The organism is Flammeovirga sp. OC4, from assembly GCF_000812565.1.
In the GTDB taxonomy this organism is placed as follows: domain Bacteria; phylum Bacteroidota; class Bacteroidia; order Cytophagales; family Flammeovirgaceae; genus Flammeovirga.
In genome coordinates, this window is sequence record NZ_JTAM01000070.1 from 16,506 (window position 1) to 42,497 (window position 25,992).

The following is a 25,992-nucleotide window of genomic DNA, read 5'->3' on the forward strand; positions in this document are numbered from 1 at the left end:
ACTTTCACAGTACTTAAATCAATAATGAAATGGAAATAAATTATCAATATACCTTACCAAAAACAGCCCGCCCGATCATCATCATCGGAGCTGGAGGTATTGTCAACGACGCACATATGCCCGCTTATAGAAAAGCTGGATTTGAAGTATATGGCATCACCAACAGAACAAAAGAACGTGCAGAAAAAATAGCAGAAAAATATGACATTCCTAGAGTATTTGACAGCATCGATGATGCCATTGCACAAGCTCCGGAGAATGCCGTTTTCGACCTTACACTCATGCCAAATCAGTTTGTCGCCACCTTAGAAAAACTACCGGATGGCGCCCCAGTTCTGATTCAAAAACCTTTAGGTGATTACTTTGAGCAAACTAAAAAAATCATCGAAGTCTGTAGAAGAAAAAAGCTTATCGCTGCCGTAAACTGTCAGTTGCGTTTTGCCCCTTACATCATGGCGGCACGTGACATGATCAACAAAGAAGCTATCGGCAAAATCTACGATATGGAAGTGAAGGTTTCGGTATATACTCCATGGGAAATTTTCCCAAATGTGATGTATCACCCGAGATTAGAAATCCAACAGCACAGTATTCACCACATCGATTTGGTAAGGTCATTTTTGGGTGATCCAAAAGGAATTATGGCGAAAACCTTAAAGCACCCTGCCAAAGAAATGTCGTCTACTCGTACCAATGTCATCATGGAATATGAAGATGATGTACGTGCATTAGTCAGTACCAACCACGATCACGTTTTTGGGTTTGATCATCAAGAAAGCTATGTAAAATGGGAAGGTACAAAAGGTGCTATCTACGCTAAAATGGGCCTTTTGATGAACTACCCGGACGGTGTGCCAGACGCTTTTGAATACTGCATTTTAGAAGAAGGGAAAAAACCAGAGTGGAAAACCAAACAATTGGAAGGGTCATGGTTCCCTGATGCCTTTATCGGCACCATGTCTTCATTGATCTGTTATGCCAATGGAGAGACTGACCAATTGGATACTTCTATTGAAGATATTTTGAAAACCATGCATGTGGTAGAAGCAGCGTATAAGTCGAGCGATATGGGTGGAGTAAAACCAGAATATGGTTCCATCTAGGAAACAACCCTAACAATATCGCAAGTGTTAAGCCGATAGGCGTCACTTGTGATTCAACTTTGGCGAAGTCTCCCGACTTCGAAACAAAATAAAAATATTCGAAGTCAGGAGACTTCGCCAAAAATCAGTTCCAAGTGACGCTATCGCTTAACACTTGAAACAGGTGCTACGATAACACAAAATATTAGGAGAAAGGATTTCCTGTATCCGACAAATTATTCTGATCAAAAAGCAATAAAAATAAAACAATGAAAGCATCATTATACGAAGGAAATCAAACCTTCACTGTTGTTGAAAAAGAAATAGAAGCACCTGCTGCAGGTGAGGTGAGAATTAAGGTAGCCTATTGTGGGGTGTGCGGTACCGATGTTCATATTTATCATGGTATGATGGACAAGCGTGTCAGCATTCCTGTAACTATCGGGCACGAAATGTCGGGTACGGTAGACGCTGTCGGTGAAGGTGTGGAAGGATTTCGTGTGGGCGAAAAAATCACAGTCCGTCCATTAGACAATAGAGGTGAAACGCCTGCTGATAAAGGACACAGTCATATTGCAAAAGCATTGAAGTTTATCGGAATTGACAGTCCGGGTGCCATGCAACAATACTGGAATGTTCCTGCTTTCACATTGCATAAACTGAAAGAGGAAACGGACCTTAAGTTAGCGGCACTTATTGAGCCTCTATCAGTGGCTTGCCATGATGTACGCATGAGTAAATTGAAAAAAGACGAAGTGGCTGTTGTTTTAGGTGGCGGTCCTATCGGTTTGCTTGTTGCGATGGTGGCCAAAAGTAAAGGCGCTAGAGTTATTATTTCAGAAGTGAATGATACTAGAATTAAAATGGCAGAAGACATGGGCTTTGAAGTTGTCAATCCTGTCATTACTGATTTAGTAGCTTATGTTGACCAACAAACGGAAGGCGGACTAGCGGATGTTGTATTCGAAGTAGCTGGCGTGCAAGCTTCATTAGATGTAATGACGGAAGTGGCAGGTATCCGTGGCCGTATTGTAATGGTGGCTATTCATGGAGAGAAAAAGCCCGTGGACCTGTTTAAGTTCTTCTGGAAAGAATTAGAGTTGATTGGTGCTCGTGTCTACGAAAAAGAAGATTACGAAGAGTCAATCCAATTGATCACAGAAAACAAATACAATTTCGATAAGATCATCACTGGTACAAAACCACTGGATGAAATCCAACAGATATTTGAAGACATCGACAACAATCCAACGGGGATGAAATTCTTGATCGACTGTCAATAGAATTTATTCTGTCAGGCACCATAGTTAAAACTATGGGCAAGTGATAAACAAACCTTTCCAAGACTGAAGTCTTGAAGGTTAAAAAAGGAAATAACACTTTAGTGTTGTTGGAGTAAATATCACCTGCCCATGACTTCAGTCGTGGTGCACAAAACACTTACATCACACAGAAAAAAAATAAAGCAATGAGCGTTTTAAATACATTTAGTTTAGAAGGAAAAGTAGCATTAGTTACAGGTTGTAAAAGAGGTATCGGCATGGGCATGGCCGTGGCATTAGCTGAGGCTGGCGCCGACATTATTGGCGTAAGTGCCTCTCTTGAAAAAACAGGAAGTAATGTCGAAAAGGCAGTAACGGCATTGGGTCGTAAATTTTCTGCTTACACTTGTGATTTCTCCAACCGTGAATCACTTTATGCTTTCATTAAAGAAGTGAAGGCAGACCACCCCGTAATTGATATTTTAATCAATAACGCTGGTACTATCCTTAGAGCTCCTGCAGTGGAACATCCTGACGAAATGTGGGACAAAGTAATTGAGGTAAACCAAAATGCACAATTCATCTTAACGCGTGAAATTGGTAAAGAAATGGTGGCTCGAGGCTCAGGTAAAGTGGTATTTACAGCATCACTTTTAACCTTCCAAGGTGGCATTACAGTGCCAGGTTATGCAGCATCCAAAGGAGCAATTGGTCAAATGACCATGGCTTTTGCGAACGAATGGGCATCAAAAGGCGTGAACGTAAACGCCATAGCACCAGGTTACATCGACACAGATAACACTGAAGCTTTACGTAACGACCCTGTAAGATCAGAGCAAATCCTAGCACGTATTCCTTCAGGACGTTGGGGTAAACCAGAAGATTTCGCAGGTCCTGTAGTATTCCTTTGCTCGGAAGCAAGTGCCTACATGCAAGGTGCAGTAATGCTTGTTGACGGCGGATGGATGGGACGTTAAATTAAACAGAGGCACCGTTTGTAGGGACGTTGCATTGCAACGTCCTCGCGAACCACAACACGAACCACTTTCAGTCTGTCTTCCCTTATACTTAATCCCTTCATTTTAACTTTAAAAAAACAATCATGCATATAAAATCACAATTTTTCGAAGACTACACACTAGGAGATTACAGAGAAACTCTTGGTAGAACGATTACAGAAACAGACTTTGTTGTTCATGCAGGACAAACAGGTGATTTCTTCCCTCATCATATGGATGCGGAATGGTGTAAAACACAACCTTTCAAGGAACGTATTGCACACGGCACATTGACATTTAGTGTGGCCATTGGGATGACCGCAACGGAGATTAATCCAGAGGCATTTTCTAAAGGATATGACCGTTTACGCTTTGTAAAGCCGGTACATATTGGTGATACCATTCATGTGAAGGTGACAATTTCTGAAAAATCAGAATCAAAGAAACCGGAATTAGGTCAGGTGATTGAGCACGTAGAAGTCATCAATCAAAGAGATGAATTGGTTTTGGTTTGTGATCATATATTGTTAGCAAAGAAAAAAGGGTAATAGGTCAATTATTAGAATGAGAAAATATGTTTCAAGTGTTAAGCGAAAGCGTCACTTGGAACTATTCTTTGGCGAAGTCTCCCGACTTCGAAATGAATAGATATTTCACTTTTGTGTTTCGAAGTCGGGAGACTTCGCCAATGTTTCATCACAAGTGACGCTTTCGCTTAACACTTGCGATATAAAAAAGAAATGCTTGACCTACTACATTTCAACTATCTACATCCCAACTTGGTGTATATTACATCATTTTGGGATTATTCTTTATCCGAAGGAACACCTCCGATGGACACATTAATAGCCTCCACAGTTTTTAAAATTTCACTAATAATATCGTCTTGAGAGACATTCTTTAATTGGGAAGTCAGCCCCGATACCACCAACACGGCCATCACTTCATTATTGATATCATACACAGGCGCGGCAAAGTCAGTAACCCCTTCCGTCAGTGTACTTTTCTGCACAAAACATTTAAGGTCTTTCAAAGCCGACAACTCTTTCTCCAAACCTGCTTTCTCCCCTTTCGATAACGCTTGGTATTCCTCCGATGCTTCCAAAATTCGCTCTCTTTCCGACTCCGATTTATGAGCTAAAATGATCTTTCCCGAATTGGTCTGAGTGATTGGAAAAACGCCCCCTACTTCTACAGAAAGCGAAATAGGTGTCATGCTCTTCGCTTGGCAAATAATCAGTAGTTTATTCTGGTAGAAAAAGCTCAAGTGACAAGACTGATTAATGGTCTGAGAAAGCTGTTCCAAATAAGGCATAGAAGCTTTCACCAAGTAATCAATGGAAGAGTGATGATGGGACAGTTGGAACAAACGTAATGTCAATTGATACTTGCCCGAAATAGGCTCTTTATTGATATAACCTCTCTCCTCAAGGCACACCAACATACGGTAGATCTCATTGGGTTTACGGTTAATCCCCGTTCCAATCTCCACCTGAGATTGTGGGACCGATTGAGCAGATAAAAATTCTAAAATATCTAATCCTTTGTCGAGTGCGGGAGAGTTATAAGTAGGCATATGTTCAATTTAGTTTCAACAAAAATAAGAAATTGTTCAAATTACAGGGTGTAAATCCTTCAGTATTTTTGAAAGTCTTATTTTCAATTTTATATCACAAGAATAATAGCTAAAATCAAACAAACAAACTTAATGAAATGAATTTTTACACATCATCATACACCGAACATGTTGGGCCCGGTCTATCAGGAAACGGCATCGGCATTCAATATTTTAATATCAATCCAACCACTTCCAAAATCACTTTACTGGAAAGTTATGAGACCATCAACCCTGGGTATTTTGCATTAAACCCAAAAGAAGAATTACTCTACACTTTCCAAGAAAGACAGCAAAACTTAGGACCAAAATTACTTTGTTTTAAAACCAATCAAGGGAAACTAGAATTGCTTCAATCATTAGAAATCAATGGAGGGTTACCCTGCCATATCTTGCACCTTAAAAAGTACAATTGCTTAATGGTAAGTTGTTATGAAACAGGCAATTTTTTGAAATATGATTTAGATGAAAATGGCATTCCTCTCCCCTTTTCTCAAAACATAAAATATACAGGAGGAAGCATCAATCAAGACCGTCAAGAAGGTCCTCACGCTCACCTATCCTATTACGACGAAGTCCATGATCTTTTACTGCTAGTCGATTTAGGAAATGATAAAATCTATAGTCTGAAATACCAAAACAATCAGTTCGTACAAACCAACGAAGTGAGCGTTCCCGCAGGTGGAGGTCCAAGGCATTTGGTACAACAGCCCAACAGTAATTACTGCTTTATCTCCAATGAAATGACAGGAGAAGTTAGTCTCCTGAAATGGCAAAACGACGCTTGGCAATGGATCAAAAACATCTCCATCATGACGCAAGACCACAATAACGTTGCCTCCGCTTCCGCCATCAAAATATCAAAATGCGGTCGATTTATCTATTGCGGTGTAAGAAGTACCAACAGCATTTCCATCCTAAAATTTGATCCTGAAACGGAAGCCTTAAACCTTATCGAAGAGGTACCAACACAAGGCATCACCCCTAGAGATTTTGAGATTTCTCCTGATGGAAAACTTTTGATTGTAGGGAATCAAGACTCTGAATCTTTGGTTGCTTTTTCTGTTTGTGAGGTTAGTGGGATGTTGGAAGTTGTGGAGAAAGTGGATGGAGTGAGGTCGGTTTGTTGTGTGGGGTTTGGGTAAGTTTTCTAATCATGGAATAAACTGCTTAATATTTATTAAATAAGTAGTTGGTATTTATAATCATAGAATACATGTTAATTCCAATATCAAATAGTCCAAAAAATATTAGTGTTTATAAAAACAATAAAATTACTCTGTTGACTCACAGAGTAATTCAACATCTATTATGTTGATGTATGACTTACATATAAATATTTACATTTATTTTATAATTTAACAAATTTTCCGTAAGTTGATGACTATAAGCAATCTTTACTTTTTAAAACTGAAACAAATCAAGCTATAAACTTTCAATGTCTCATGCTACTAATATAATTTTATCATTACTTTTTTTGTTTGGGATATCATGTTCCAAGAAGATTGAGTCTGTATTCAATTCTAGAAAATTGAAGAATACTCAACTTACTAATGCCATCATTAAAGACACACTAGTTGTTGACTCTCAATACATAAAGGATAGTGATTCATTAAGCTTGCAATACCTTGGATGTGGAGGTTTTTACATAAAGTATAAATCAGAGAGTGTATTAATTGATCCTTATTTTACATATCATCCGTTATTATCTGTACCATTCAAAAAGTTAACCTCAAATAAAAACGACATTGAGTATGGACTAGAAGATGTTTTTAGTAGTACGAAACCATCTTCTATTCTTATCTCACACTCACATTATGATCACTTATTTGATACTCCTTATATAGTGAATCATTACTTTAAGGATATAAAAATATATGGTTCTACCTCTACTAAAAATATACTCAGTACAGTCGTAGACACTTCAAATGTAATAGATGTTTCTCAAAAATTTGCTTCAGAATCAAATCATTTGAATGCAGATGATCAATGGATTTATGTAAATGATAAAATGAGGATATTATTTATTCAATCGGGACATGGTCCACATTTTCGTTTGCTGTTTACTTTTCATTTTCACAAAGGTCAAGGACATAAAATAAAGGGTTATACAAATCCTTCTCTAGAATCGAAAGCCAATAAATGGAAAGAAGGAGATACTTACAGTTTTCTAATTGATTTTATAGACAAAGATCCTAATACTGGACATATAATCATAAATGAGAGACTATTTATACAATCCTCTCCTTCTTACCCAAGCCTAGGTTATCCACCCAAAGAGATTTTAGATGAAAGAAAGGTAGATACTGCAATTATTGGAGGAGCTTCTTTTAATTATATAAAAGGTGAGGAATACCCCTATAAGATTATAAAGTATTTAGATGCTAAAACTTTAGTTATCTGTCATTGGGAAGATTTTTTTAGACCTTATCAAGAACAGCCTAAAAGATTTGTTCGTCTTACAAATTTTAAAAAGCTATTCTATGAATTACAAAAAGAACATCAATTTTATTTATTAAATATTAAAGGGCAATATAAAATTTTATAAGATGGAAGAACAAGAAAATAAAAAAGTAGGTAAAAATAGATTTAAGAAAATTTTAGATGTGCTATTTGGAATATTAATAGGAGGTGTTTTAACATCACTTTTAACAGGTGCAGTAAGTGAATTCACTAAAACATTATTGGAATATGATAAGATAAAGGAGGAAAGAGATAACTTTAAAAAATATGAACCAATAGTCAAATATGTAAAGAAATATCAAGACAATTATGATGATTATAATCAAAGAGAGAAATTAAATATGAAACGAATATGTATCGATATGTTGGCTAATAAAGGTGATTATAAATTCAAAGATATATTATCATTTAATCCCGAAAAGGATAGTTTAGAAAAATTAAATACACTTTTTCATAATATCAATGATGAGGTTATGAAAACAAATAAAAGTGATTTTTCGAAAAAAGGAAATGTAATTGAATTATTAAAAAGTAGTAAAGTTATTGATGACGAAGTAATTGCTATTCTTAGCACTAAGAATCCAGCAATTAATGATAAATTAGAACGACTAAAAAGGAATAAAACTGACATCATAAATAGTCTTAAAAAATATCAAGAAGCTTTAAAATTAAATATTCCTGTATATATCAGAGGTAATACTCAAAATATTGGATTGATTCAAGAAATACTTAAAAGTAATGGTTTTGAGAATATACACTTTACTGAAAAAAATGATAATCATGGAAAATCATTTATCATTCGATATCATTCTGATTATAAGGAAATAATATCACCAATAGATAGTTTACTTACAGAAAAAGGTTTAATACTTAAAGAGGAAATAAATAATAATTATACATTAATTGATATAAAATATGCTAATTAAAAAAATCTACATTTACCTTTTAGTATTAGTTATACTAAACTCTTGTAAAGTTGTTCCAATACACCTAGCATCGATAAGTTCAACTGAAAAATTTACACAAAATTTCAACCTATTAGGCACTAATTCTGATTCAAACTATAGAAGGCTAGTAGGTGAAAATCATTATAATAAATATCACAATAGTATATCGAAATTAGAAGTAGCTGATGGAGGAAATAAATTTCATTCAAAAGGAAATTTAAATGTAAAATATTCCATTTCTAAGGACAAAAAATCATTTATTATTGAAGGAAGTGGGAGCTATATAATATATACAAAAGCATCGGGTATAGAAAATAATAATAATCAAAATAAACTTTTCTATAGAGGTTTATTTGATCTTATTGATACAAAGCTAAGTTTAAATGTATTTGATAATTTTAATTATGAAGATAATAAAGTCATTACAGTCCCTTTTAAACAACATTTAATACATTATTTTCAAAACAATAATTCTTCAAATAGTATTAAAAATACACAAGATTTTTATGAGATAACAATTTATGCTCATGTCAAAATAAAAAAAACACATAAAAAACAATTTAGTATAAATTATGATGAGAATCACCTTATTTCTTTTGATAAAAATGGAGAAGAAAAAATTGGTTATTTAAAATTTAATTCAGAAGAAAATGATCACAATATTATAGATTTAAAAGGTTTAAAATATATAAAAAAATATAGATAAATATGAACTCAGACTTACATTGCCACCCAAGCTTAAAAGCGACACTCCAAAGAAGATTTAATAACGGAGATGGAAATATTTGGAGAAACTATAAAACTCAACTTGATGAAGTTTTTAAAAAAGAAAGCCATGTAACTTCCATCCTAAAAGATTTAATCTATTTAGATTCTCAGTCTAATTTACAAAAGTGTGTACAAGGAAAAGTCAAAGTTGTTTTCTTTGCTATTTATCCTATTGAAAGATCCTTCTTTAGAAAAATAGTAGGTATTAATGGATTACTGAGTGTCAATAAAGCGATTTCTGTCTTAACAGGGTTACCTTTAGATAAAGTAGGGGCTTACAGAAATAATGAAAAATTTGGAGTTGATTATTATAAAGATTATCAATTCGAATTGGAAACCATTTTACTTAAAGAAAACCAATCCTTTAAGGACTCAAATGGAGTAAAATGGAATTTTAAGATCCCTAAAAATAAAACAGAATATCAACAGTACTTGAATGAACAGAATACCATAATTGGAGTACTTACCGTTGAAGGAGGTCATTCGTTTGGTGATTATGAAGGAAAAAAAATATTCAGGAAAAACAAATTCAATAAAGAATACAGTCCTTATTTATACCCAACAGAAGATAATAACTCCGATATCAACAATAACAGTGAACTTAAGCATCTCAGAAAATCATTACTCAATAATATCGAAGCTACAAAAAAAAGTGCTCACCCTCCCCTATTTCTCACTCTTGGCCATCACTTTAATAACCTAATTTGTGGTCATGCAAAGAGTTTCAAAGGTGCATTAGGAATGCTGTTAAATCAAAAAGCTCTATTAGGACTTGGTATCACAACGATTGGAAATGAGGTCATAGATTTATTACTTGATGATTCAATTGGTAAAAGAATTCTTATTGACATCAAACATATGTCGATACAAGCAAGACATGAATTATATAAAAAACAGCAATATAAAAATAACAAAACACCAATAGTTAGCAGTCATTCAAGCGTTTCAGGAATAGACACATTAGCGAATGCCTCAAATATCATAAATAGTAACAAAAAGGAGAAACGATTTTTAGCACAGCAAGAAATAGGGTTAACTGATGAGGAAATCAAAACTATATTCTTAAGTAAAGGACTAATTGGTATATGTCTTCATGAAGGAAGAATGCCAGGAAAAAGATTTAAGCAATTAAAAAAGGAATATCAACGAAACAGGGAAGCAACAAAAGAATTGAATCTATTCTATTGTCTCTTTATCAGTACGTTACTACACATTATGAAAGTACAAAAAGAGATTTTAGGTACACAAGAAGGCGAAAGTAGAAAAATATGGTCTGGCATAGGCGTTGGCACTGATTATGATGGAATTGTAGACCCATTTGATAATGTACAAACTCTTAAAGACTTAGATCTATTCAAACAAGGTATAAAACAATATATTCAATTAGCCTATTCAGGTGATCCAGACTATTGGGTTGTTGATCCATGTACAGATGAAAATGTAGATGTAGAGAATATTAAAAGCCTTTTTGATATTAACGAATTAGACAATTTAATCGATGATGTATTTTTTAATAATACACACTCATTTATAATAAATAACTTATAATTTAAACTTTTCTATTATGATTTTCTTTGCGTCAAACAGGTCAACAAATACCAACAAAGATCTATTATTTGGTGACCAATTTAATAGTGCAGGTCAGGATGATTTAACTTTTGCTGAATATTCTAACAATGACAACAAAATCACAGTAACAACTTCAGATCAAGTATTGAAAAAACTGAAAAACAGTGACAAAAAATGTGTTGTTTTTGTACATGGATTTAATCAAAGCATTAACAAGAATCTCAAAAAATCGAAAGAAATCGAAAGCTATGGTTTTAATGTATTGGCCTTCAGTTGGCCTTCAAACCCAGGTCCAAACCACATCTTCGGAAAAATAAAAGAATACAAACGAGCCAATAAAAATGTATTTAGATCATTGGTTGCTTATTCCCGCTTTTTCGATAGATTGGAATCTTTTATACTTGAAAAAGGAGTAAATCCTTTTTCTACACTAGTTGTACATAGCTTAGGGAACTATCTCACTAAAAATTTTATCAATACTGATTTATACCAAGGTCAGTTAGGTATCTTCAAAAACATTTTATTACATCAAGCAGATGTTGACAGTGTAAACCATCACCTAATATTTGACAAACTTACTGATAAAAGTAAGGTCCTTGTCACTATTAATGTGACAGATGATGTATTAGATATATCTGACATTATTAATCCAAATAGATTAGGTAATACAGCTAGAAATTTAAATTCAGAAAAAATAGAATACTATAACTTTAGTAAAGCAAAAGAAGCCAATGACTCACATAGATTATGGCACCTTCCTGCAAGTGCAAACGATAATATAAAAGAGTTTTTTAAGGTAGTATTTAGTGGTCAACCTTATGACAATGATGAAGTAGAGTATAACACTAAATTCAACTATTATATTATCAAATAGATTCTTCAACTAAAACCTAAATTAAAAATGAATACAAAGCAACAACTAATTGATCAACTTATCACAAATCCACGAGAATTCACTGATGAAAAGTTAAGAGAACTCCTCTCTCTTCCAGAACTAAACAGCAGTGATCTAAGAAGTATTTTACTGCGACTTTTTGATAAAAATAATGGATCAATAGACAATGATTCTGATGCTGCTGAAAGTTGGATGGGTAAATTAAATAAACGAGCGAATAAAAAGAAGAATAAATTATTTTGGAAAAGAATAAAAAAGGGGAAAACAAAAAAAATAATTCTTGCTGAAGGTGATTCTTGGTTTGAATTTCCAATTTATATTAAGGAAATTATTGACCAGTTGAATGATAATAAAGCATACGCTATTAAAAGTCATGCCTATGGAGGTGATTGGATCTCTAATATTCTATATGAACAACAATATATAGAAGACTTATCACTTCTCAAGCCTGATGTTTTCTTGATAAGTGGAGGAGGAAATGATATTGTTGGAAATAATAGGTTAGCTTATCTGTTAAAAAGAAGAGTAAACATTGAAAATGATATAAAAGAAAAGCCGATTGATTTAACTACAGATCTAGGTAAGTTACAATTTTCGGATCTATGCTTCAATAATGAATTTTATGCTTTATTAAAACTCTTTGAATTACAATATCATTTATTATTTACAAGTATTCAAAAATCAGTTGATAAGTTTAAAGATTTAAAAATTATCACTCAAGGTTACGACTACGCAATTCCTAGTAAATCTAAGGGTTTTGGCTTTAATATATTGAAAGCACCAAAGCCTATCCTAAATTTAATTACAGGTACAGGGAAATGGCTTAACACACCTTTATTACTTAGAGGATATACTAATCAAGAAGAAAAAAATGCCATTTTATTTGGTATGATTGAGCGTTTTAATAATACTTTAATTTCTTTAGGAAAACAATACAAAAACGTTTATCACATAGACTGTAGAGGTGCAATCGATCCTAAAAAAGGATGGAATGATGAATTACATCCTACATCAAAAGAGTTTAAGGTTATCGCTGATGTATATAAAAAATGTATTGAAGGTGAACCTGATGATGATAATTGTGGAGGTGTTTACAGTGTAATAGATTATAAAAAAAATAAGGAGTACTTTAAAAAGTATGATAACTGTGATCAAATTAACTCCCCTTCACTAAGTGTATAAGTATAAAAAAAGGATTGAGTTTAAAAAGCTAAATCCTTTTTTTATAGATCATCTTGAGAATTGAATTATTAACTGAAAACAAAATTTATAGTGTAAAATAGATTGTGTAAACTCTCGAATGAAGTAACTATCTTTAAAGGTACAGAAAACAAGTATGCTTTCTGCTTTTTTTATTGTTGTGACTGCCTTTTTGTTGTTCAAGTTAATAGAGCCAAAAAACAACATTTTAGAATTGTTGTTCAACGATTTTGAATTGAACAACAATTGAACAACTATTTTAGAATACTTTATGTAAAATGTGTCTTTTTATGTAGGATGCAAAAAACAAAAACAGCTATTTCGTTATTGAAATAGCTGTTTCGGTAAAATTGATAAGGTAGGTTTATACCGTAAAGTAGCCCCACCGGGATTCAAACTAAAACTGATTTTCAAGCACTTACAGTAAAACTGCGACAGATTTTCAGAAAGATTGAAAGTAGAAGTGTTAATCCCATAGTTTTGGTATTTCAAGAAAGTACTAAGGTATGGAAATGAGTAACCTACGTTCCTACAGTCCTACAATAATCTATTTTATCTCTATCACACCTAACTCCTTAAGAATATCATTTTTAAACTTACTCAAAGGAACTTTATGATAATCTTCTTTTTTACTTTCTACATTAAAGATTATTCTATGAATTTCACTTTCAGATAACTTTTTAATTTTATTCAAGTATGTAGCTAAACACTTTATGTATATATCTGAATATGACTTTCTTAAATTAATAAGATCTTTAACCTCAGGAATATGTGCTGAGTACAGTTCCTCTAACTTTAATTGTTTTGCAGTATCCTTTGTCTTTTGAGTTCCTCCCACTGTAATAACTTTAATCATATTTTTTGGGATGTGCTTTATTGAAAAACCAAAATCGTTACAAAACTCTGAATAATAAGGGTGATGATGGATATCTAAATCCATGTCAATACTTCCTTTTATATTACTATTACAAACTGAACAACTAGGAATAAGGTTATAAAATGATAAAGCCAATAAGGGATGTTTTGATTTAGGAAACCAATGATCAAATTGGGGTCTCGTAACTTTACTTACTTTCTTATCTCCATGTTCGGTTATGGTACTTGTAAATAATCTATTACAATATGTACATGTTCTCCTATCTAATTTTTTTGCGAGGTGGTATGGTGAATATTGGTAACTTGGTTCTTTATTTTTAAACCATGTTTCATAATTTATCAACTTTTCTAACTCTTTATTTATATCATCAATGCTGGTAAGTTTACCAATTCTAAATGTTGCTAAACAAATTCCTGACGGAGATATATTATTATTTGATAAAACCTGTGAATACATTGTATTCTTTAGATCATCAATTGTTTTCTTTTCTAGTAAAGCAAGACTAGCTGGATCACTATTCAATAATTTATCTATAAAGCCTTTCTCTTTAATCTTGTCTTCTATTATTTTATTAAAATAAAATGTAACTTTTGTCTTAACTGTTTTCTTGCCTTTTTTCTTACTTATCGTTTTTTTATATCCTCTTAATGTATTTGCACATATTTTACAATTTGGTATTTTACAATTCTTATTTATTGAACCAACCTTTTTCAATAAATAACATTTTATATTGTTATAATGAATGGTTCTTGCTTCTATGATATTCGCCTGTTCTGGGTCAATATAAATCATAACCTTATTTTATTAATATCTACACCTAACTTCTGAGCCAAGTTTATTACTTCTTTTTGCTTTTCTTCTTCTGACAATGCTTCATTAAACTTTTCATTCCATTGTTCAATTAGAATATTTCTGATAACTGGTTCTCCAATATTATCAATAATTATCTTACATTTTTCCTTGGTTAAATGTATACCTTCCTTTTCATCATCATTAAGAAAACCTATACATTCGTTTATTTTTATTTGTGCAAATGCTCCAATAGTTCCATGCTTTCCCATAAAAAAGTCAGTAGCTAACATTTCGTGAATATTAGCACCAAAAGAGTTTATTGAATTATTTTTACCTTTTTCAACTCTACCTTCGTTTAGTTTCAAAACATTATGAGATGGTATATCAGAAAGAATAAAAGGCGAATGTGTTGATAGTAATATATTTATACCTTTTATATTTTTTAGACGCAATGAAGATACCGCTCTCCATAAATTCTTTATGTAATTCCTTTGTAATTCTGGATGGAAATATTGTTCAATCTCATCCAATAAAATATTCACAAAATTATACTTAATATTATCTTGGCTTTTAACAACAGAATCAATATTTTTCAAATGGTATAAAATACTTGCCATTGAAAAAAACATCTGTTTTTGTCCTGAGGATAACTGCTTTAAAGTAACTTCTGAAGTATTTGACTTAAAATATATTTCTTGATCAAATAAAGACATTGGAGGTAAATATTCTTCTAACTCAAAAACTGAATTACTTTCTTTATCTATACTCAAAATTCTTTCACGTAACTCCTTGAAATTTTCTAATATAATCGTATCATTAATTACAATATATTGTTTATCAGTACTTTCATTTGTTGAATAGTTATTTATAAAATTAAGTACTTGTCTTACTTTTAAAGTGATATGACTATTATTTTCATCTATTGCATCTAGTAATAAATCAAAATCAATAAACTGTTCATCTTTACCTATATATCTATCAAAGGAGAAATGTTCTGAGCAAATATTAATAAGTTTGTCAATTAGGTAGCATAACAAAATTTTATTAATCCTTGAAATATTCCTTGCATTTATTGGTAAATTATATTTACGAATTACCAATAATATTTCCTTTTTATAACTCGAATAATTTTGCTCTAGTGATGGATTCTTTTTGAATTTTAATTCAATTCTCTTAATAGATAATTCATCGATAAACTGTATATCTCCCTTTTCGAAAAAATCAGAATTTAGTATAATCAGAGATAGTAATCTATATTGAGAAATTTCCCTTTCTTTATTAATATCAATATTACCTATATCACCAGTTTTCTTTTCTTTAGTTCTATTTGGATTAATTACTAATGGAGATTGATAGCCATCAACCTTATGATAATGATTATGAGCCCAATCAATAATATCATTATTACTTAATGAGTAATGTGAGTAATCTAATGATATAGTGTAGAAGAAATCATCTAAATTGATGTCAGAGTCCCATAAAGTCAATAAATCTTCATCCAATTTATAAGTTAAATCAGGACGAAGAGTAAATTGTTTTTTAGTTACATTAAAGTCTAAATCGATTCTTAATGAATATAGTTTATTTAGAGATGTATAGTAGATTTCACAATCTAGGTCATTTACTAAATCCAATGAATTATTTCTATATGCAGAGAATAAGTTATTTATAAATCCATACAACAAATAAATTAATGTACTTTTCCCACTCCCGTTCTTCCCTACTACAGCTGTCACATTAATTTTTCTGTCTCCCTTAGAATATAAATCGATTAATTTGTTCTTATCAATAGAAACTTTTGTTTGATCTCCTTCAATATCAAAATGAAAAGATTCATCAAATAGATATAAATCATCTTCATTCAATATTTTTCTTATATTGGAACTACAGTTTTCATGAACTTTTAAAGCGACTAATTTAAATGACGTATCTCTTATAGTATTGATATAAAAATCTACATTAGCTTTATTTAAAAAATCTAATTCATCAAGCTTTGATAGTTTTATTTTAAATTCAGCATTATCAGAAATACCTTCAAAATTATTGAGTAATTGATTTGCTAGATCCACTACATCTAACCTAAATTGTATATCTTCTTTAAAAGAGGAATTTGCTTTATCAAAAAATGTATGATATGTACGAGGATTAACTGGTCCATTGTGAAATGAAGCAATTTCAAGAAAGTCATTTACGTAATTGACAAAAGGTAATGTTTGATGTGGTACTACCCAATAGACAAATAAACTACTGTAAGACAAATCCAACCCTTTAATACCAAAGTATTCCTGATAATCAAATACTCGTTCATAATCTTCTTTTTTGAAAAGTCTGTAAAAGTTTTTCCAAAGTCTTTTAATTTCATGTATATCTCTCTGGTTATATTCATATAAATTAGGTGCTACAACATGTCCATACCAGTCATCTTCAATATTGATTTTGATATCTCTTGTTTTGCTAAGTTTATTAATGAGGTAAGTCAAAAAGTCAGCACTCTTATAATTAAATTGTTCACTGCTAATAACGGAGTAAATAAAAACTGGATCTACCTCCTTAAAACCCTGATAGTCTTTCAAAAATAGACTAAGAGTGGTGTCTCCATTAGATTTATAATCCATTATTAACCTATATAATTTATACCCAACTGAATCTATACTTTCTTTTAGTAAAAGTTTTGTCAATTCATTAAAAGCATCATACCATTTTAGGTTTTTCTTTTGAGGAACTCCTTTTCGAATTCTTTTTTTCTTTGCCATTAATTGTCTGTTTTAGTTTATTTTTTTTCGATTATTACCCTTTTAAACCTTACCTTTTGATAATATCTTAAGCAAATCATTAGGCATTTTCACATTCGAATCACTACTTTTTAATAAACCAGATTCTGATCTACTAAATAGAGATTGTAATACTAAATTTCTATCAGTCTCTTCTAGTGCATCATCTTTGATCAACGCTAAATAGAGATAAGTGAGTTGTTCCCTTTCCTCTGCATCTCTTGCTAGATGAAATGAACTCATCATATATTTGCTTACTAAATTGATACCGTATCCTAAGAACGAGATAAAGGTTACATATATGACAGACCATTTAATTGCTTGAGCATTTCCTTTTAGAAAACTAAGTAACATTCCTTCAGGAGTTAGCCATAGCAAAAGATATAGAGTGATACATGAAAAAATAACTAAGCCAACAATGTACTTTAAAGCGGTTTGACCATCTTTATGTAATTTAGTTGCTCTTGTTGCCCAATACTCAGCAGGCTTTTTTAAGCGTAATTGCTCTTCATAAAGGTTTTCTAATTCTTCTATTTTGTTCTTAGCTCCAATAATTCTTTCTTCTTCATTATCAGATTCGACTCCTTCAAACCAAGAGTTGAAAGCTTCTTCTTTTTCGGATTTAAATTCATCAATTTTACCAACATAATTCTTAAATTTTTCTTGGGACTGATTAAAGAAAGTTGATGTGTCATTTTCTAATCTTGAAGTATGTTCTTCGTACTCTCCTTTCAATTTAGAAAGAGCTTTACGTTCAGATTTTCTTCTAGAAGGTATAGCTGTTTTGTCACTGTACTCTTTTTCATAGGCTACCATAGCACCTATAAAATGGTGTTTATTTTGTTGAAAACTTCTATTACAGAAATAATTAAATGCTCCTCTTGCTTGTTCTTGGTTGATTTCATTTAGATGTGTAATAATTTCTGTTTGATAAGAATCGAATGTAAATACATCAGATCTTGAAATCTGTTGTTGAATGCCACGCCATTGATTTTCTAAGTTGTTTGCATGCATATTATTTTTATACCTCTCAAAAAAATCTTTAATAGAGTTACTGTTATTAATAAAATGCCTACTTGAGTCTTCAAGGTCATTAGGTACTCTTGTTAGTTCTTGCCATCCCTTGGCTTGTTTTGAGAAGAACTGTAAAATTGGAATAAAACCATTAATTTCTTTATAGGTTTCTTCGAAATTATAGGATACGTTAATTTGAACATTTTCAAACCATTCCTGTATCTCCTCAGAAGTGTTTGCTATTTGTTTTTTGATTTCAGTTGTACTCATTTCTTAATAGAGCTTAATTGTTTGCTAGCTAATATGTTTTTTATAACATTACCTACACGAATTAACTATTTATAATATCAAAAAACAAGATATTTCAATATTCCTATTATCTTAGTAATTCAACAAATAATACAATGAATCGAATTAAAGAGATCATAGCAAAAAAGGTCTTACCCAAGCCTGGTTATCTGAAAAACTAGGTAAAAGTTACAACATGGTGAATGGATATGTGCAGAATAGAAAGCAACCTAGATTGGAAATTTTATATAAGATAGCTATGATCTTAGATGTAGATATTAGACTGTTACTGGAAAGTACTAAAACTGACAAAAATGAAGCATAATGAAGATACTAGAGTTAAAATTCCTACTCTACTCCATCTTACACGATTAGGATATACTTATATTTCACTAAAAGACGCAAAGTGGGATACTTCAACAAATATCTTTACAGATATTTTTAATGAAAGTATTTCTAGAATTAACCCCTCTCTCTCTCCAAATGAGATCAATAAAGTTTATAGTGATGTTGCTATATGTTTAGAAAATGAAGATTTAGGGAAAGTATTCTATGAGAAACTTGTTGATCAGTCTGGATTCAAATTAATTGATTTCAAAGATTTTGATAATAACTCATTCCATGTTGTTACTGAGCTAACACATGGAAATAAAGATGAAGATAATTTTAGGCCTGATATCACTCTTTTAATAAATGGAATGCCCTTGTGTTTTATTGAAGTCAAGAAACCTAATAATTTAGATGGGGTTCAGGCTGAACATAAAAGAATGGCAACTAGATTTCAGAATAAGAAGTTTAGAAAGTTCATTAATATCACACAGTTAATGGTATTCTCTAATAATATGGAATATGATGATAGTTCACCTCTTCCTCTTCAAGGTGCTTTCTATTCATCAACATCTTATTATAAACCTATTTTCAATTATTTCAGAGAAGAAGAGTCATTTGATTTATCATCAATATTGAGTCCTTTAAATGAAGATGTTGAAAACTTACTTTTAAAAGATAATAATCTTGTTTCGATTAAGAACCAAAAGGAATATGCTGTAAATAAGAACCCCGACAAACCTACAAATAGAATTTGTACATCCCTTTTTCAAAGAGAAAGACTAAAATTCATTTTGAAATATGCTATTGCTTACGTAAAGGAAAAATCAGGTTTACAAAAGCATATCATGAGATATCCTCAGATTTTTGCAACAAAAGCAATTGAGAATAAACTAGAGGAAGGTTTAAAAAAGGGCATTATATGGCATACTCAAGGGAGTGGTAAAACTGCATTAACCTACTATAATGTAAAACATCTCACAGATTATTTTAAAAACAAAGGGATAGTTCCAAAATTCTATTTTATCGTTGATAGATTAGATCTATTAATTCAAGCATCAAGAGAATTTACAGCTAGAGGTTTAATAGTACATAAAGTAAATTCCAAACAAGAATTTGCTTCAGATATAAAATCAACAAGTGTCATTCATAATGATCAAGGAAAAGCGGAAATAACTGTTGTAAATATTCAGAAGTTTGAGAATGATCCAAATGTGGTTAGAAATACAGACTACAATTTGAATATTCAGCGTATCTACTTTATGGATGAAGTACATAGAAGTTATAATCCGAAAGGTAGTTTTCTATCTAACTTAAATGAATCAGATGCTAATGCTATAAAGATAGGTCTAACGGGTACACCATTATTAGGAGATCAATATAACTCACGTTCTTTATTTGGAGAATACATACATAAATACTATTACAATTCATCTATTGCTGATGGCTATACTCTTCGTTTGATTAGGGAAGAAGTGGAGACCAACTATAAACTCAAGCTCCAGAAAACATTAGAAGAAATTGAGATTCTAAAAGGAGACGCTGATAAAAGGTTTGTCTATGCTCATCAGAAGTTTGTTGAACCAATGCTTGAGTATATAGTAGAAGATTTTGAAAGAAGTAGAATTTCGATGAACGATAACTCAATTGGAGGAATGGTAGTTTGTGATTCTTCTGATCAAGCAAAGATGATGTTTGAAATCTTTCAGAATAATTATGCACAACCTTCAAATGATCCCTTGTCTTTAAATGAGGCTCCTTTTACATATGGAAAGAAAAAAGAAAATGAAAGAAAGGTAAAGTCTGCTATTCTTATACTTCATGATGTTGGAACAAATCAAAACCGTAAAGATTGGGTAGAGGAGTTTAAAGATGGCAAGCATGATTTTGTTTTTGTTTATAACATGTTATTGACTGGATTTGATGCTCCTCGTATGAAAAAACTATACGTAGGAAGAGTAATTAAAGCACATAACCTATTACAAACTCTAACTCGTGTCAATAGAACTTATAAAGATTTTAGGTTTGGGTATGTGGTAGATTTTGCGGGCATTGAAGAACAATTCAAAAAAACTAGTCAAGATTATTTCAATGAACTCCAGAATGAATTGGGTGATGAAATAAGTTCTTATTCTGACTTGTTCCTTACGGAAGAACAAATTGAAGAACGTATCACAGAGATATCAGATAAATTACTGCATTATGACACTGAAAATGCTGAGAACTTTTCAACTCAAATTTCAGAGATCAATGATAGAGGACAAATGTTGGAGATTACCAAAGTTCTAAATGATGCTAAAAGTTTATATAATCTTATTCGTTTATCCGGTAATTTCGAGTTATTAGATCAGTTAGATTTTAACAAACTAAATGTTCTTGCCCGTGAAGCTAATAATAGGTTAGCTCACATCAACACTAAGTTAGCTTTAGAAAATGATACTGATAATACAAACTTGTTGAATCAGGCTTTAGAGGATGTTGTTTTTACCTTCACAAAGATTAGTGAAGAGGAAATGGTGTTAGCAGATAAATTTAGAGATGATCTTCAAAAAACTAGAGAAATTTTACAAGATAACTTTGATCAAAAAGACCCTGAGTTTATTTCTTTAAAAGAAGAATTAGAAAGAATTTTTAAAAAGAAGAACTTATCTGAAATTGATGTTTCATGGATTAAAGAAAATATTGAAGAGATCAATCTTATATATGATAAAGCTAAAGAATTGGAACGAAAGAATCAGTTACTTTTAGCAAAATATGAGAACGATGAAAAGTATGCTCGTTTACATAAAAGATTAATTGAAAAGGATCCTATTACAGAAAGTGAGTCTAAATTATTAAATGCTTTACAAAGCCTTAAAAAAGAAGTCGATAACCAAGTACTTCAAAATTCAAATATTCTTGATAACGATAGTTATGTTGAGAAAATGATGATGAAAATTGTTCTGGAAAAGTTATATAAAGAGCATCAGATAAAATTAGATCCTTCAAAAACTAAAAGAATTAATCACCTTTTAGTCAATGAGTACATGAATGAATATCAAGGTAAAACGATATAAAGAAAAATAATGAATACTACAGTAGAGTTTGAAAAACAAACCAAAAAGTTAATTGATGACTTAAAAAGTGTTTGTGCAAATTATGGATTAGGAAATGATGGGAATGAATTCAAAATAATTACCCAAGTATTTTTATATAAGTTCATGAATGACAAATTCATTCATGAGATCAAAAAGAAAGATGAAAAATTAGCTACAGCAGAAAATTTCAATGAAGCACTAGATTCAATCCCTGAGGATGAACTTGAGATGAATATGATGATGCTTGATGAAAATACAGCTCATCTAAAACCAAAACATCTAATCTCAAAAGTATTTCAACAACAAAATGAAGATAAATTTCATGAGATTTTTGATACTACTTTATTAGAGATTGGAGCATTAAACATTGATTTATTCTCTGTAAAAACAGAAGGAGGTGAAAAAATTACTCTATTTGAAGATGTAAGTAAGTATGTTACAGACAAAAGAGATGATTTTTGCAAGGCAATAATCAATAAGCTAATTAATTTTAGTTTTGAAGGTGTGTTCGATGAGAAGTTTGACTTCTTCGCTACTATTTTTGAATACCTTATCAAAGATTACAATACGAACAGTGGAGGTAAATATGCAGAGTATTTTACTCCTCATGCAGTAGCTAAAATTATGGCGAAATGCTTAGTTCATGGAGAAGTTCAAAATGTATCTTGCTATGATCCTTCTGCTGGTTCCGGTACTTTATTGATGAACTTAGCACATCAAATTGGAGAAGATAAGTGTACTATCTATTCTCAAGATATTTCACAAAAATCATCTAACCTTTTACGCCTAAACTTAATTTTAAATAACCTAGTACATTCTATTCCAAATATCATTAAAGGGAATACAATTTTAGATCCTTATCATAAGGAAAATAATGCACTAAGAAAGTTTAATTATATTGTTAGTAACCCTCCTTTTAAGCTTGATTTTTCAGACTATAGAGATGATTTAGATTCTAAAGAAAATAATGATAGATTCTTTGCAGGTATACCAAAAGTTCCTGCTAAGAAAAAAGAATCAATGGCTATTTATCTTTTGTTTATTCAACACATCATGTCTTCACTAAAAGAAAATGGTAAGGCTGCTATTGTTGTGCCTACTGGATTTATCACTGCCCAAAGTGGTATTGATAAAAAGATCCGACAAAAGATGGTAAAAGAAAAAATGTTGTCAGGAGTAATTAGTATGCCGTCTAATATTTTTGCTACAACTGGTACAAATGTTAGTATTCTCTTCCTAGATAAAGAAAATAAAGATGAAGTCGTTTTAATTGATGCTTCAAAATTAGGAGAAACAATTAAAGATAATAATAATCAAAAGACTGTTTTAACTACTATAGAAGAAAATAAAATCATTGATACTTTTAATAAAAAAGAAGAAATAGATGATTTTTCTGTAAAGGTTTCCTATGATGATATTACCTCTAAAAATTATTCTTTAAGTGCAGGACAATATTTTGAGGTAAAGATTGAATATGTAAACATTACTCATGATGAATTTACTTCTAAGATGAATAATTTTGAAAATTCATTAGAATACATGTTCAAAGAGTCAAAAGACTTAGAAAAGGAAATAGTTAAAAATATAACCAGTCTTAAATATGAATAATTGGCAAATATTTAGATTAGGTGAAATCTCAGACTCTTGTCTAGGAAAGATGCTAGACAAGAAAAAAAACAAAGGTGAATACCAACCATATCTATCAAATAAATGTGTAAGATGGGGTGGTTTTGATTTTGATTTTTTATCTGAAATGAAATTTGAGGTACATGAAGAGGAAAGATATGGATTAGAATATGGTGATTTAATTATCTGTGAGGGTGGAGAACCTGGAAGATGTGCTATATGGCGAAATAATATGCCTAATATGAAGATCCAAAAAGCACTACATAGACTTAGAGTAAAGAAGGGTTTTTCATATGAATTTCTGTATTATCGAATGTTGTTAGCAGGCAGGACAAATGGTTTAGATCGATATTTTATTGGATCAACCATTAAACATTTAACAGGCGTTAATCTAAAGAATATTGAGTTCAGTTTTCCAAGTTTCAATACACAAAAAGCAATTGCTAAAGTACTTTCAAATTTAGATCTAAAGATAGAGATCAATAACAAAATCAACAACCAATTAGAAAGTATGGCAAAACTGCTTTATGATTATTGGTTTGTACAGTTTGATTTCCCCAATGAAAATGGTAAGCCTTATAGATCATCTGGTGGTCAAATGGTTTATAATGAGGAGTTAAAAAGAGAGATTCCCGAGGGGTGGGAAGTTAAAAAGATTAATGAAATAGCTTATAATGTTAGTAACTCGATAAAACCTGAAGAAGAGGAATATTTACCTTATCTTCCAATTGATAAGTTACCTAGAAAGCAATTATATTATAGTGAATATGAAAATCGTGAAGAAGCTAAATCTTCTTTAATAAAATTTAATGAAGATGATATTCTTTTAGGGGCAATGAGGGTTTATTTCCATAGAGTTTGTAATGCTATAGAAGATGGTATTTCAAGGTCTACATTAATGGTAATAAGAAGTTTGGATGAAAATTTAAAAAATTACATCTTATTTACTCTAAATAAAGAAGACTCTATTGAATTTGCAACACAAAACTCAACAGGTTCTTCAATACCATACGCCAAATGGATTAATGGTTTAGAAAATCTTCTAATACCAACTCCATTAGACAACAAAGTATTTCATCAATTTAATAACCATATTGATCCAATTTTAGAAAAATTTAAAATTACAGCAAAGGAAGACCGACAATTACATAAGCTACGAGATTGGTTATTACCAATGTTAATGAATGGTCAAGTGAGTGTAGAAGATATTGAGCTATAGATATTAAGTACCACATAGCATTTTGGTGTTATGTGGTTTTGTTTTAAACTAAAAACTAATCAAATGACTTATATTTTAGGTACTGTAAAGAACGATACTGTTTATATCGTTGGTGATTCAGTAATCACAAGTGTTACTAATGATCAAAGTAGTTTTAAAGAAATTCACACACCTCATGATGCATCTGCTTTTGGAGAGGGTACAATTAAGAATGTGGATGATTTAACTGTAATGCAAGAATCTACCAAGAAAATTAATATTGTATCTGATAAAATTGTAACAGCATTTGCAGGTAATGCCAATATCGCATATGGTGTTATTGAAAATATAGTTAAATCTCCCAAGATAGATTCTGATCCTATTAGAACTATTGAGCATTTCACTAAAAAAAGAAAAGATATTCAATTACTTTTCTCTATCAAAAAAACTGGAGAGCCAGTCGTCTTATATTGTTATAATGTTTTTAATGACGGACAAGTCACAATATGTCAAGAGGGGGAGATTGTGCATTTAGGAGGCTATCCTGAGGAAATAAAAGAAGAACTATATGAAGACATTGAAAAAAAGGTTCATGTAATACTTGATGTCAATTGTTTAGCACCTGAATTACAAAGGTTAACTAATTTGAAACTTATTACTGCTTACCTTCAATCATTTCATTATCTACAGACAATCGAATTAGGGATTGGAGGAACATATTTCGGTATAGTCCATCATGACATTCCTACACCACTAGATGATACAGCTTTTATACTTGTAAATGGAAGTGATATTAGAACTCTGACATTTGAATTAATAGGAACCTTAACAAGAGGAGATAAAACTATAGTAAATTCACCCTTTTTAAATAAGCCATTTAGACTCTTAGAACCTTATTTGCCTACAAGTCCAAGTTATAATCAGTTACGTGAAAAAAGGGTTTTAGAATGGCTTCAAGATCATGATACTTATGAAGAAATAGTAGACAATATAAATAATGTGGAATACCAAGATTATTTATTCTTACACCAAAACGAAAAAACAGATATAATCAAAATACTTTTTGTCCCCAATTTCGATAATAGAATTAAAGATATATTTGAAATAACACCAAACTCTACGATAAAACCAATTGCTCAAGAGTTTTTAGATAAGATGGAAATATTAATTGGTGATGAAGGAGAACTAATTGATATGTTATAACCCTTTTTGAAAACAAATAA

Annotated in this window: 20 protein-coding genes; 16 read left to right on the plus strand and 4 right to left on the minus strand. The window is 31.3% G+C overall.

The annotated features are described in order from the left end of the window. Positions 1-29: 29 nt before the first annotated feature. The 4 genes from PL77_RS24350 (at position 30) to PL77_RS24365 (ending at position 3,890) form a co-directional block, all read left to right on the plus strand. Positions 30-1,103: a Gfo/Idh/MocA family protein gene (locus PL77_RS24350; RefSeq protein ID WP_044211243.1), complete on the plus strand. Its 1,074-nt coding sequence runs from the start codon at positions 30-32 to the stop codon at positions 1,101-1,103. A gap of 248 nt (positions 1,104-1,351) precedes the next feature. Then, positions 1,352-2,365 carry a (R,R)-butanediol dehydrogenase gene (locus tag PL77_RS24355; protein WP_044211246.1) on the plus strand — a complete coding sequence of 338 codons (1,014 nt, stop codon included), beginning with the start codon at positions 1,352-1,354 and terminating at the stop codon, positions 2,363-2,365. Positions 2,366-2,550: 185 nt separating this feature from the next. Then, positions 2,551-3,321, plus strand: coding sequence for an SDR family oxidoreductase (locus PL77_RS24360; RefSeq protein ID WP_044211247.1), 771 nt, complete (start codon positions 2,551-2,553; stop codon positions 3,319-3,321). A 125-nt stretch (positions 3,322-3,446) separates the two neighbouring features. Then, a complete protein-coding gene (locus tag PL77_RS24365) occupies positions 3,447-3,890 on the plus strand; it encodes a MaoC/PaaZ C-terminal domain-containing protein (protein WP_044211250.1) in 444 nt (147 codons plus the stop codon). Positions 3,891-4,147: 257 nt separating this feature from the next. On the opposite strand, the gene PL77_RS24370 is transcribed toward PL77_RS24365, so the two are convergent. Further along, positions 4,148-4,918, minus strand: coding sequence for an IclR family transcriptional regulator (locus PL77_RS24370; protein WP_044211252.1), 771 nt, complete (start codon positions 4,916-4,918; stop codon positions 4,148-4,150). A 137-nt stretch (positions 4,919-5,055) separates the two neighbouring features. On the opposite strand from PL77_RS24370, the gene PL77_RS24375 reads away from it, so the two are divergent. The 7 genes from PL77_RS24375 (at position 5,056) to PL77_RS24405 (ending at position 12,781) form a co-directional block, all read left to right on the plus strand. Then, on the plus strand, positions 5,056-6,102 hold the full coding sequence (locus PL77_RS24375) for a beta-propeller fold lactonase family protein (RefSeq protein WP_044211254.1): 1,047 nt from the start codon (positions 5,056-5,058) through the stop codon (positions 6,100-6,102). A 386-nt stretch (positions 6,103-6,488) separates the two neighbouring features. Continuing rightward, positions 6,489-7,505, plus strand: a complete 1,017-nt coding sequence (locus PL77_RS24380; protein WP_156152519.1) for an MBL fold metallo-hydrolase — start codon at positions 6,489-6,491, stop codon at positions 7,503-7,505. Position 7,506: 1 nt separating this feature from the next. After that, positions 7,507-8,346 carry a hypothetical protein gene (locus PL77_RS24385; RefSeq protein WP_044211257.1) on the plus strand — a complete coding sequence of 280 codons (840 nt, stop codon included), beginning with the start codon at positions 7,507-7,509 and terminating at the stop codon, positions 8,344-8,346. Further along, a complete protein-coding gene (locus tag PL77_RS24390) occupies positions 8,336-9,073 on the plus strand; it encodes a hypothetical protein (protein ID WP_044211258.1) in 738 nt (245 codons plus the stop codon). The genes PL77_RS24385 and PL77_RS24390 overlap by 11 nt, the downstream gene beginning before the upstream one ends. A 2-nt stretch (positions 9,074-9,075) precedes the next feature. Beyond that, the gene (locus tag PL77_RS24395) at positions 9,076-10,683 is read left to right on the plus strand and encodes a hypothetical protein (RefSeq protein WP_044211260.1); all 1,608 of its coding nucleotides are present in this window, start codon (positions 9,076-9,078) and stop codon (positions 10,681-10,683) included. A gap of 16 nt (positions 10,684-10,699) precedes the next feature. Then, complete coding sequence (locus PL77_RS24400) at positions 10,700-11,578, plus strand: alpha/beta hydrolase (protein ID WP_044211261.1); 879 nt, start codon at positions 10,700-10,702, stop codon at positions 11,576-11,578. 27 nt (positions 11,579-11,605) lie between these two features. Next, a complete protein-coding gene (locus PL77_RS24405; RefSeq protein WP_044211262.1) occupies positions 11,606-12,781 on the plus strand; it encodes an SGNH/GDSL hydrolase family protein in 1,176 nt (391 codons plus the stop codon). A 565-nt stretch (positions 12,782-13,346) separates the two neighbouring features. On the opposite strand, the gene PL77_RS31000 is transcribed toward PL77_RS24405, so the two are convergent. The 3 genes from PL77_RS31000 to PL77_RS24420 are packed head-to-tail and all read right to left on the minus strand — an operon-like array spanning position 13,347 to position 18,523. Next, the gene (locus PL77_RS31000) at positions 13,347-14,468 is read right to left on the minus strand and encodes a hypothetical protein (RefSeq protein ID WP_052444694.1); all 1,122 of its coding nucleotides are present in this window, start codon (positions 14,466-14,468) and stop codon (positions 13,347-13,349) included. Then, the gene (locus PL77_RS24415) at positions 14,465-17,221 is read right to left on the minus strand and encodes an AAA family ATPase (RefSeq protein WP_044211264.1); all 2,757 of its coding nucleotides are present in this window, start codon (positions 17,219-17,221) and stop codon (positions 14,465-14,467) included. Before PL77_RS24415 ends, PL77_RS31000 begins: the two co-directional genes overlap by 4 nt. A 42-nt stretch (positions 17,222-17,263) precedes the next feature. After that, complete coding sequence (locus PL77_RS24420; RefSeq protein ID WP_044211266.1) at positions 17,264-18,523, minus strand: DUF6161 domain-containing protein; 1,260 nt, start codon at positions 18,521-18,523, stop codon at positions 17,264-17,266. Between the two features lie 214 nt (positions 18,524-18,737). Between PL77_RS24420 and PL77_RS32425 the strand changes: the two genes are divergently transcribed. The 5 genes from PL77_RS32425 (at position 18,738) to PL77_RS24445 (ending at position 25,972) form a co-directional block, all read left to right on the plus strand. Further along, positions 18,738-18,866, plus strand: a complete 129-nt coding sequence (locus tag PL77_RS32425) for a hypothetical protein (protein WP_253274016.1) — start codon at positions 18,738-18,740, stop codon at positions 18,864-18,866. After that, positions 18,856-21,924 (plus strand): type I restriction endonuclease subunit R, encoded by a 3,069-nt coding sequence (locus PL77_RS24430; RefSeq protein ID WP_044211269.1) that lies wholly within the window; start codon positions 18,856-18,858, stop codon positions 21,922-21,924. The genes PL77_RS32425 and PL77_RS24430 overlap by 11 nt, the downstream gene beginning before the upstream one ends. A 9-nt stretch (positions 21,925-21,933) precedes the next feature. Beyond that, a complete protein-coding gene (locus tag PL77_RS24435; protein WP_044211271.1) occupies positions 21,934-23,553 on the plus strand; it encodes a class I SAM-dependent DNA methyltransferase in 1,620 nt (539 codons plus the stop codon). Next, positions 23,546-24,790: a restriction endonuclease subunit S gene (locus PL77_RS24440; protein WP_044211275.1), complete on the plus strand. Its 1,245-nt coding sequence runs from the start codon at positions 23,546-23,548 to the stop codon at positions 24,788-24,790. Before PL77_RS24435 ends, PL77_RS24440 begins: the two co-directional genes overlap by 8 nt. A 63-nt stretch (positions 24,791-24,853) precedes the next feature. Beyond that, on the plus strand, positions 24,854-25,972 hold the full coding sequence (locus PL77_RS24445; protein ID WP_156152520.1) for a hypothetical protein: 1,119 nt from the start codon (positions 24,854-24,856) through the stop codon (positions 25,970-25,972). Positions 25,973-25,992: the final 20 nt, after the last annotated feature.

Excerpts from the sequence above, each read along its gene's own strand:
- PL77_RS24360 (WP_044211247.1), top strand. The coding sequence starts at position 2,551 with ATGAGCGTTTTAAATACATTTAGTTTAGAAGGAAAAGTAGCATTAGTT.
- PL77_RS24355 (WP_044211246.1), top strand. The coding sequence starts at position 1,352 with ATGAAAGCATCATTATACGAAGGAAATCAAACCTTCACTGTTGTTGAA.
- PL77_RS32425 (WP_253274016.1), top strand. The coding sequence starts at position 18,738 with ATGGTGAATGGATATGTGCAGAATAGAAAGCAACCTAGATTGGAAATT.
- PL77_RS24420 (WP_044211266.1), bottom strand. The coding sequence starts at position 18,523 with ATGAGTACAACTGAAATCAAAAAACAAATAGCAAACACTTCTGAGGAG.
- PL77_RS24435 (WP_044211271.1), top strand. The coding sequence starts at position 21,934 with ATGAATACTACAGTAGAGTTTGAAAAACAAACCAAAAAGTTAATTGAT.
- PL77_RS24415 (WP_044211264.1), bottom strand. The coding sequence starts at position 17,221 with ATGGCAAAGAAAAAAAGAATTCGAAAAGGAGTTCCTCAAAAGAAAAAC.
- PL77_RS24430 (WP_044211269.1), top strand. The coding sequence starts at position 18,856 with ATGAAGCATAATGAAGATACTAGAGTTAAAATTCCTACTCTACTCCAT.
- PL77_RS24385 (WP_044211257.1), top strand. The coding sequence starts at position 7,507 with ATGGAAGAACAAGAAAATAAAAAAGTAGGTAAAAATAGATTTAAGAAA.
- PL77_RS24445 (WP_156152520.1), top strand. The coding sequence starts at position 24,854 with ATGACTTATATTTTAGGTACTGTAAAGAACGATACTGTTTATATCGTT.
- PL77_RS31000 (WP_052444694.1), bottom strand. The coding sequence starts at position 14,468 with ATGATTTATATTGACCCAGAACAGGCGAATATCATAGAAGCAAGAACC.
- PL77_RS24370 (WP_044211252.1), bottom strand. The coding sequence starts at position 4,918 with ATGCCTACTTATAACTCTCCCGCACTCGACAAAGGATTAGATATTTTA.
- PL77_RS24395 (WP_044211260.1), top strand. The coding sequence starts at position 9,076 with ATGAACTCAGACTTACATTGCCACCCAAGCTTAAAAGCGACACTCCAA.
- PL77_RS24375 (WP_044211254.1), top strand. The coding sequence starts at position 5,056 with ATGAATTTTTACACATCATCATACACCGAACATGTTGGGCCCGGTCTA.
- PL77_RS24400 (WP_044211261.1), top strand. The coding sequence starts at position 10,700 with ATGATTTTCTTTGCGTCAAACAGGTCAACAAATACCAACAAAGATCTA.
- PL77_RS24440 (WP_044211275.1), top strand. The coding sequence starts at position 23,546 with ATGAATAATTGGCAAATATTTAGATTAGGTGAAATCTCAGACTCTTGT.
- PL77_RS24350 (WP_044211243.1), top strand. The coding sequence starts at position 30 with ATGGAAATAAATTATCAATATACCTTACCAAAAACAGCCCGCCCGATC.
- PL77_RS24405 (WP_044211262.1), top strand. The coding sequence starts at position 11,606 with ATGAATACAAAGCAACAACTAATTGATCAACTTATCACAAATCCACGA.
- PL77_RS24390 (WP_044211258.1), top strand. The coding sequence starts at position 8,336 with ATGCTAATTAAAAAAATCTACATTTACCTTTTAGTATTAGTTATACTA.
- PL77_RS24365 (WP_044211250.1), top strand. The coding sequence starts at position 3,447 with ATGCATATAAAATCACAATTTTTCGAAGACTACACACTAGGAGATTAC.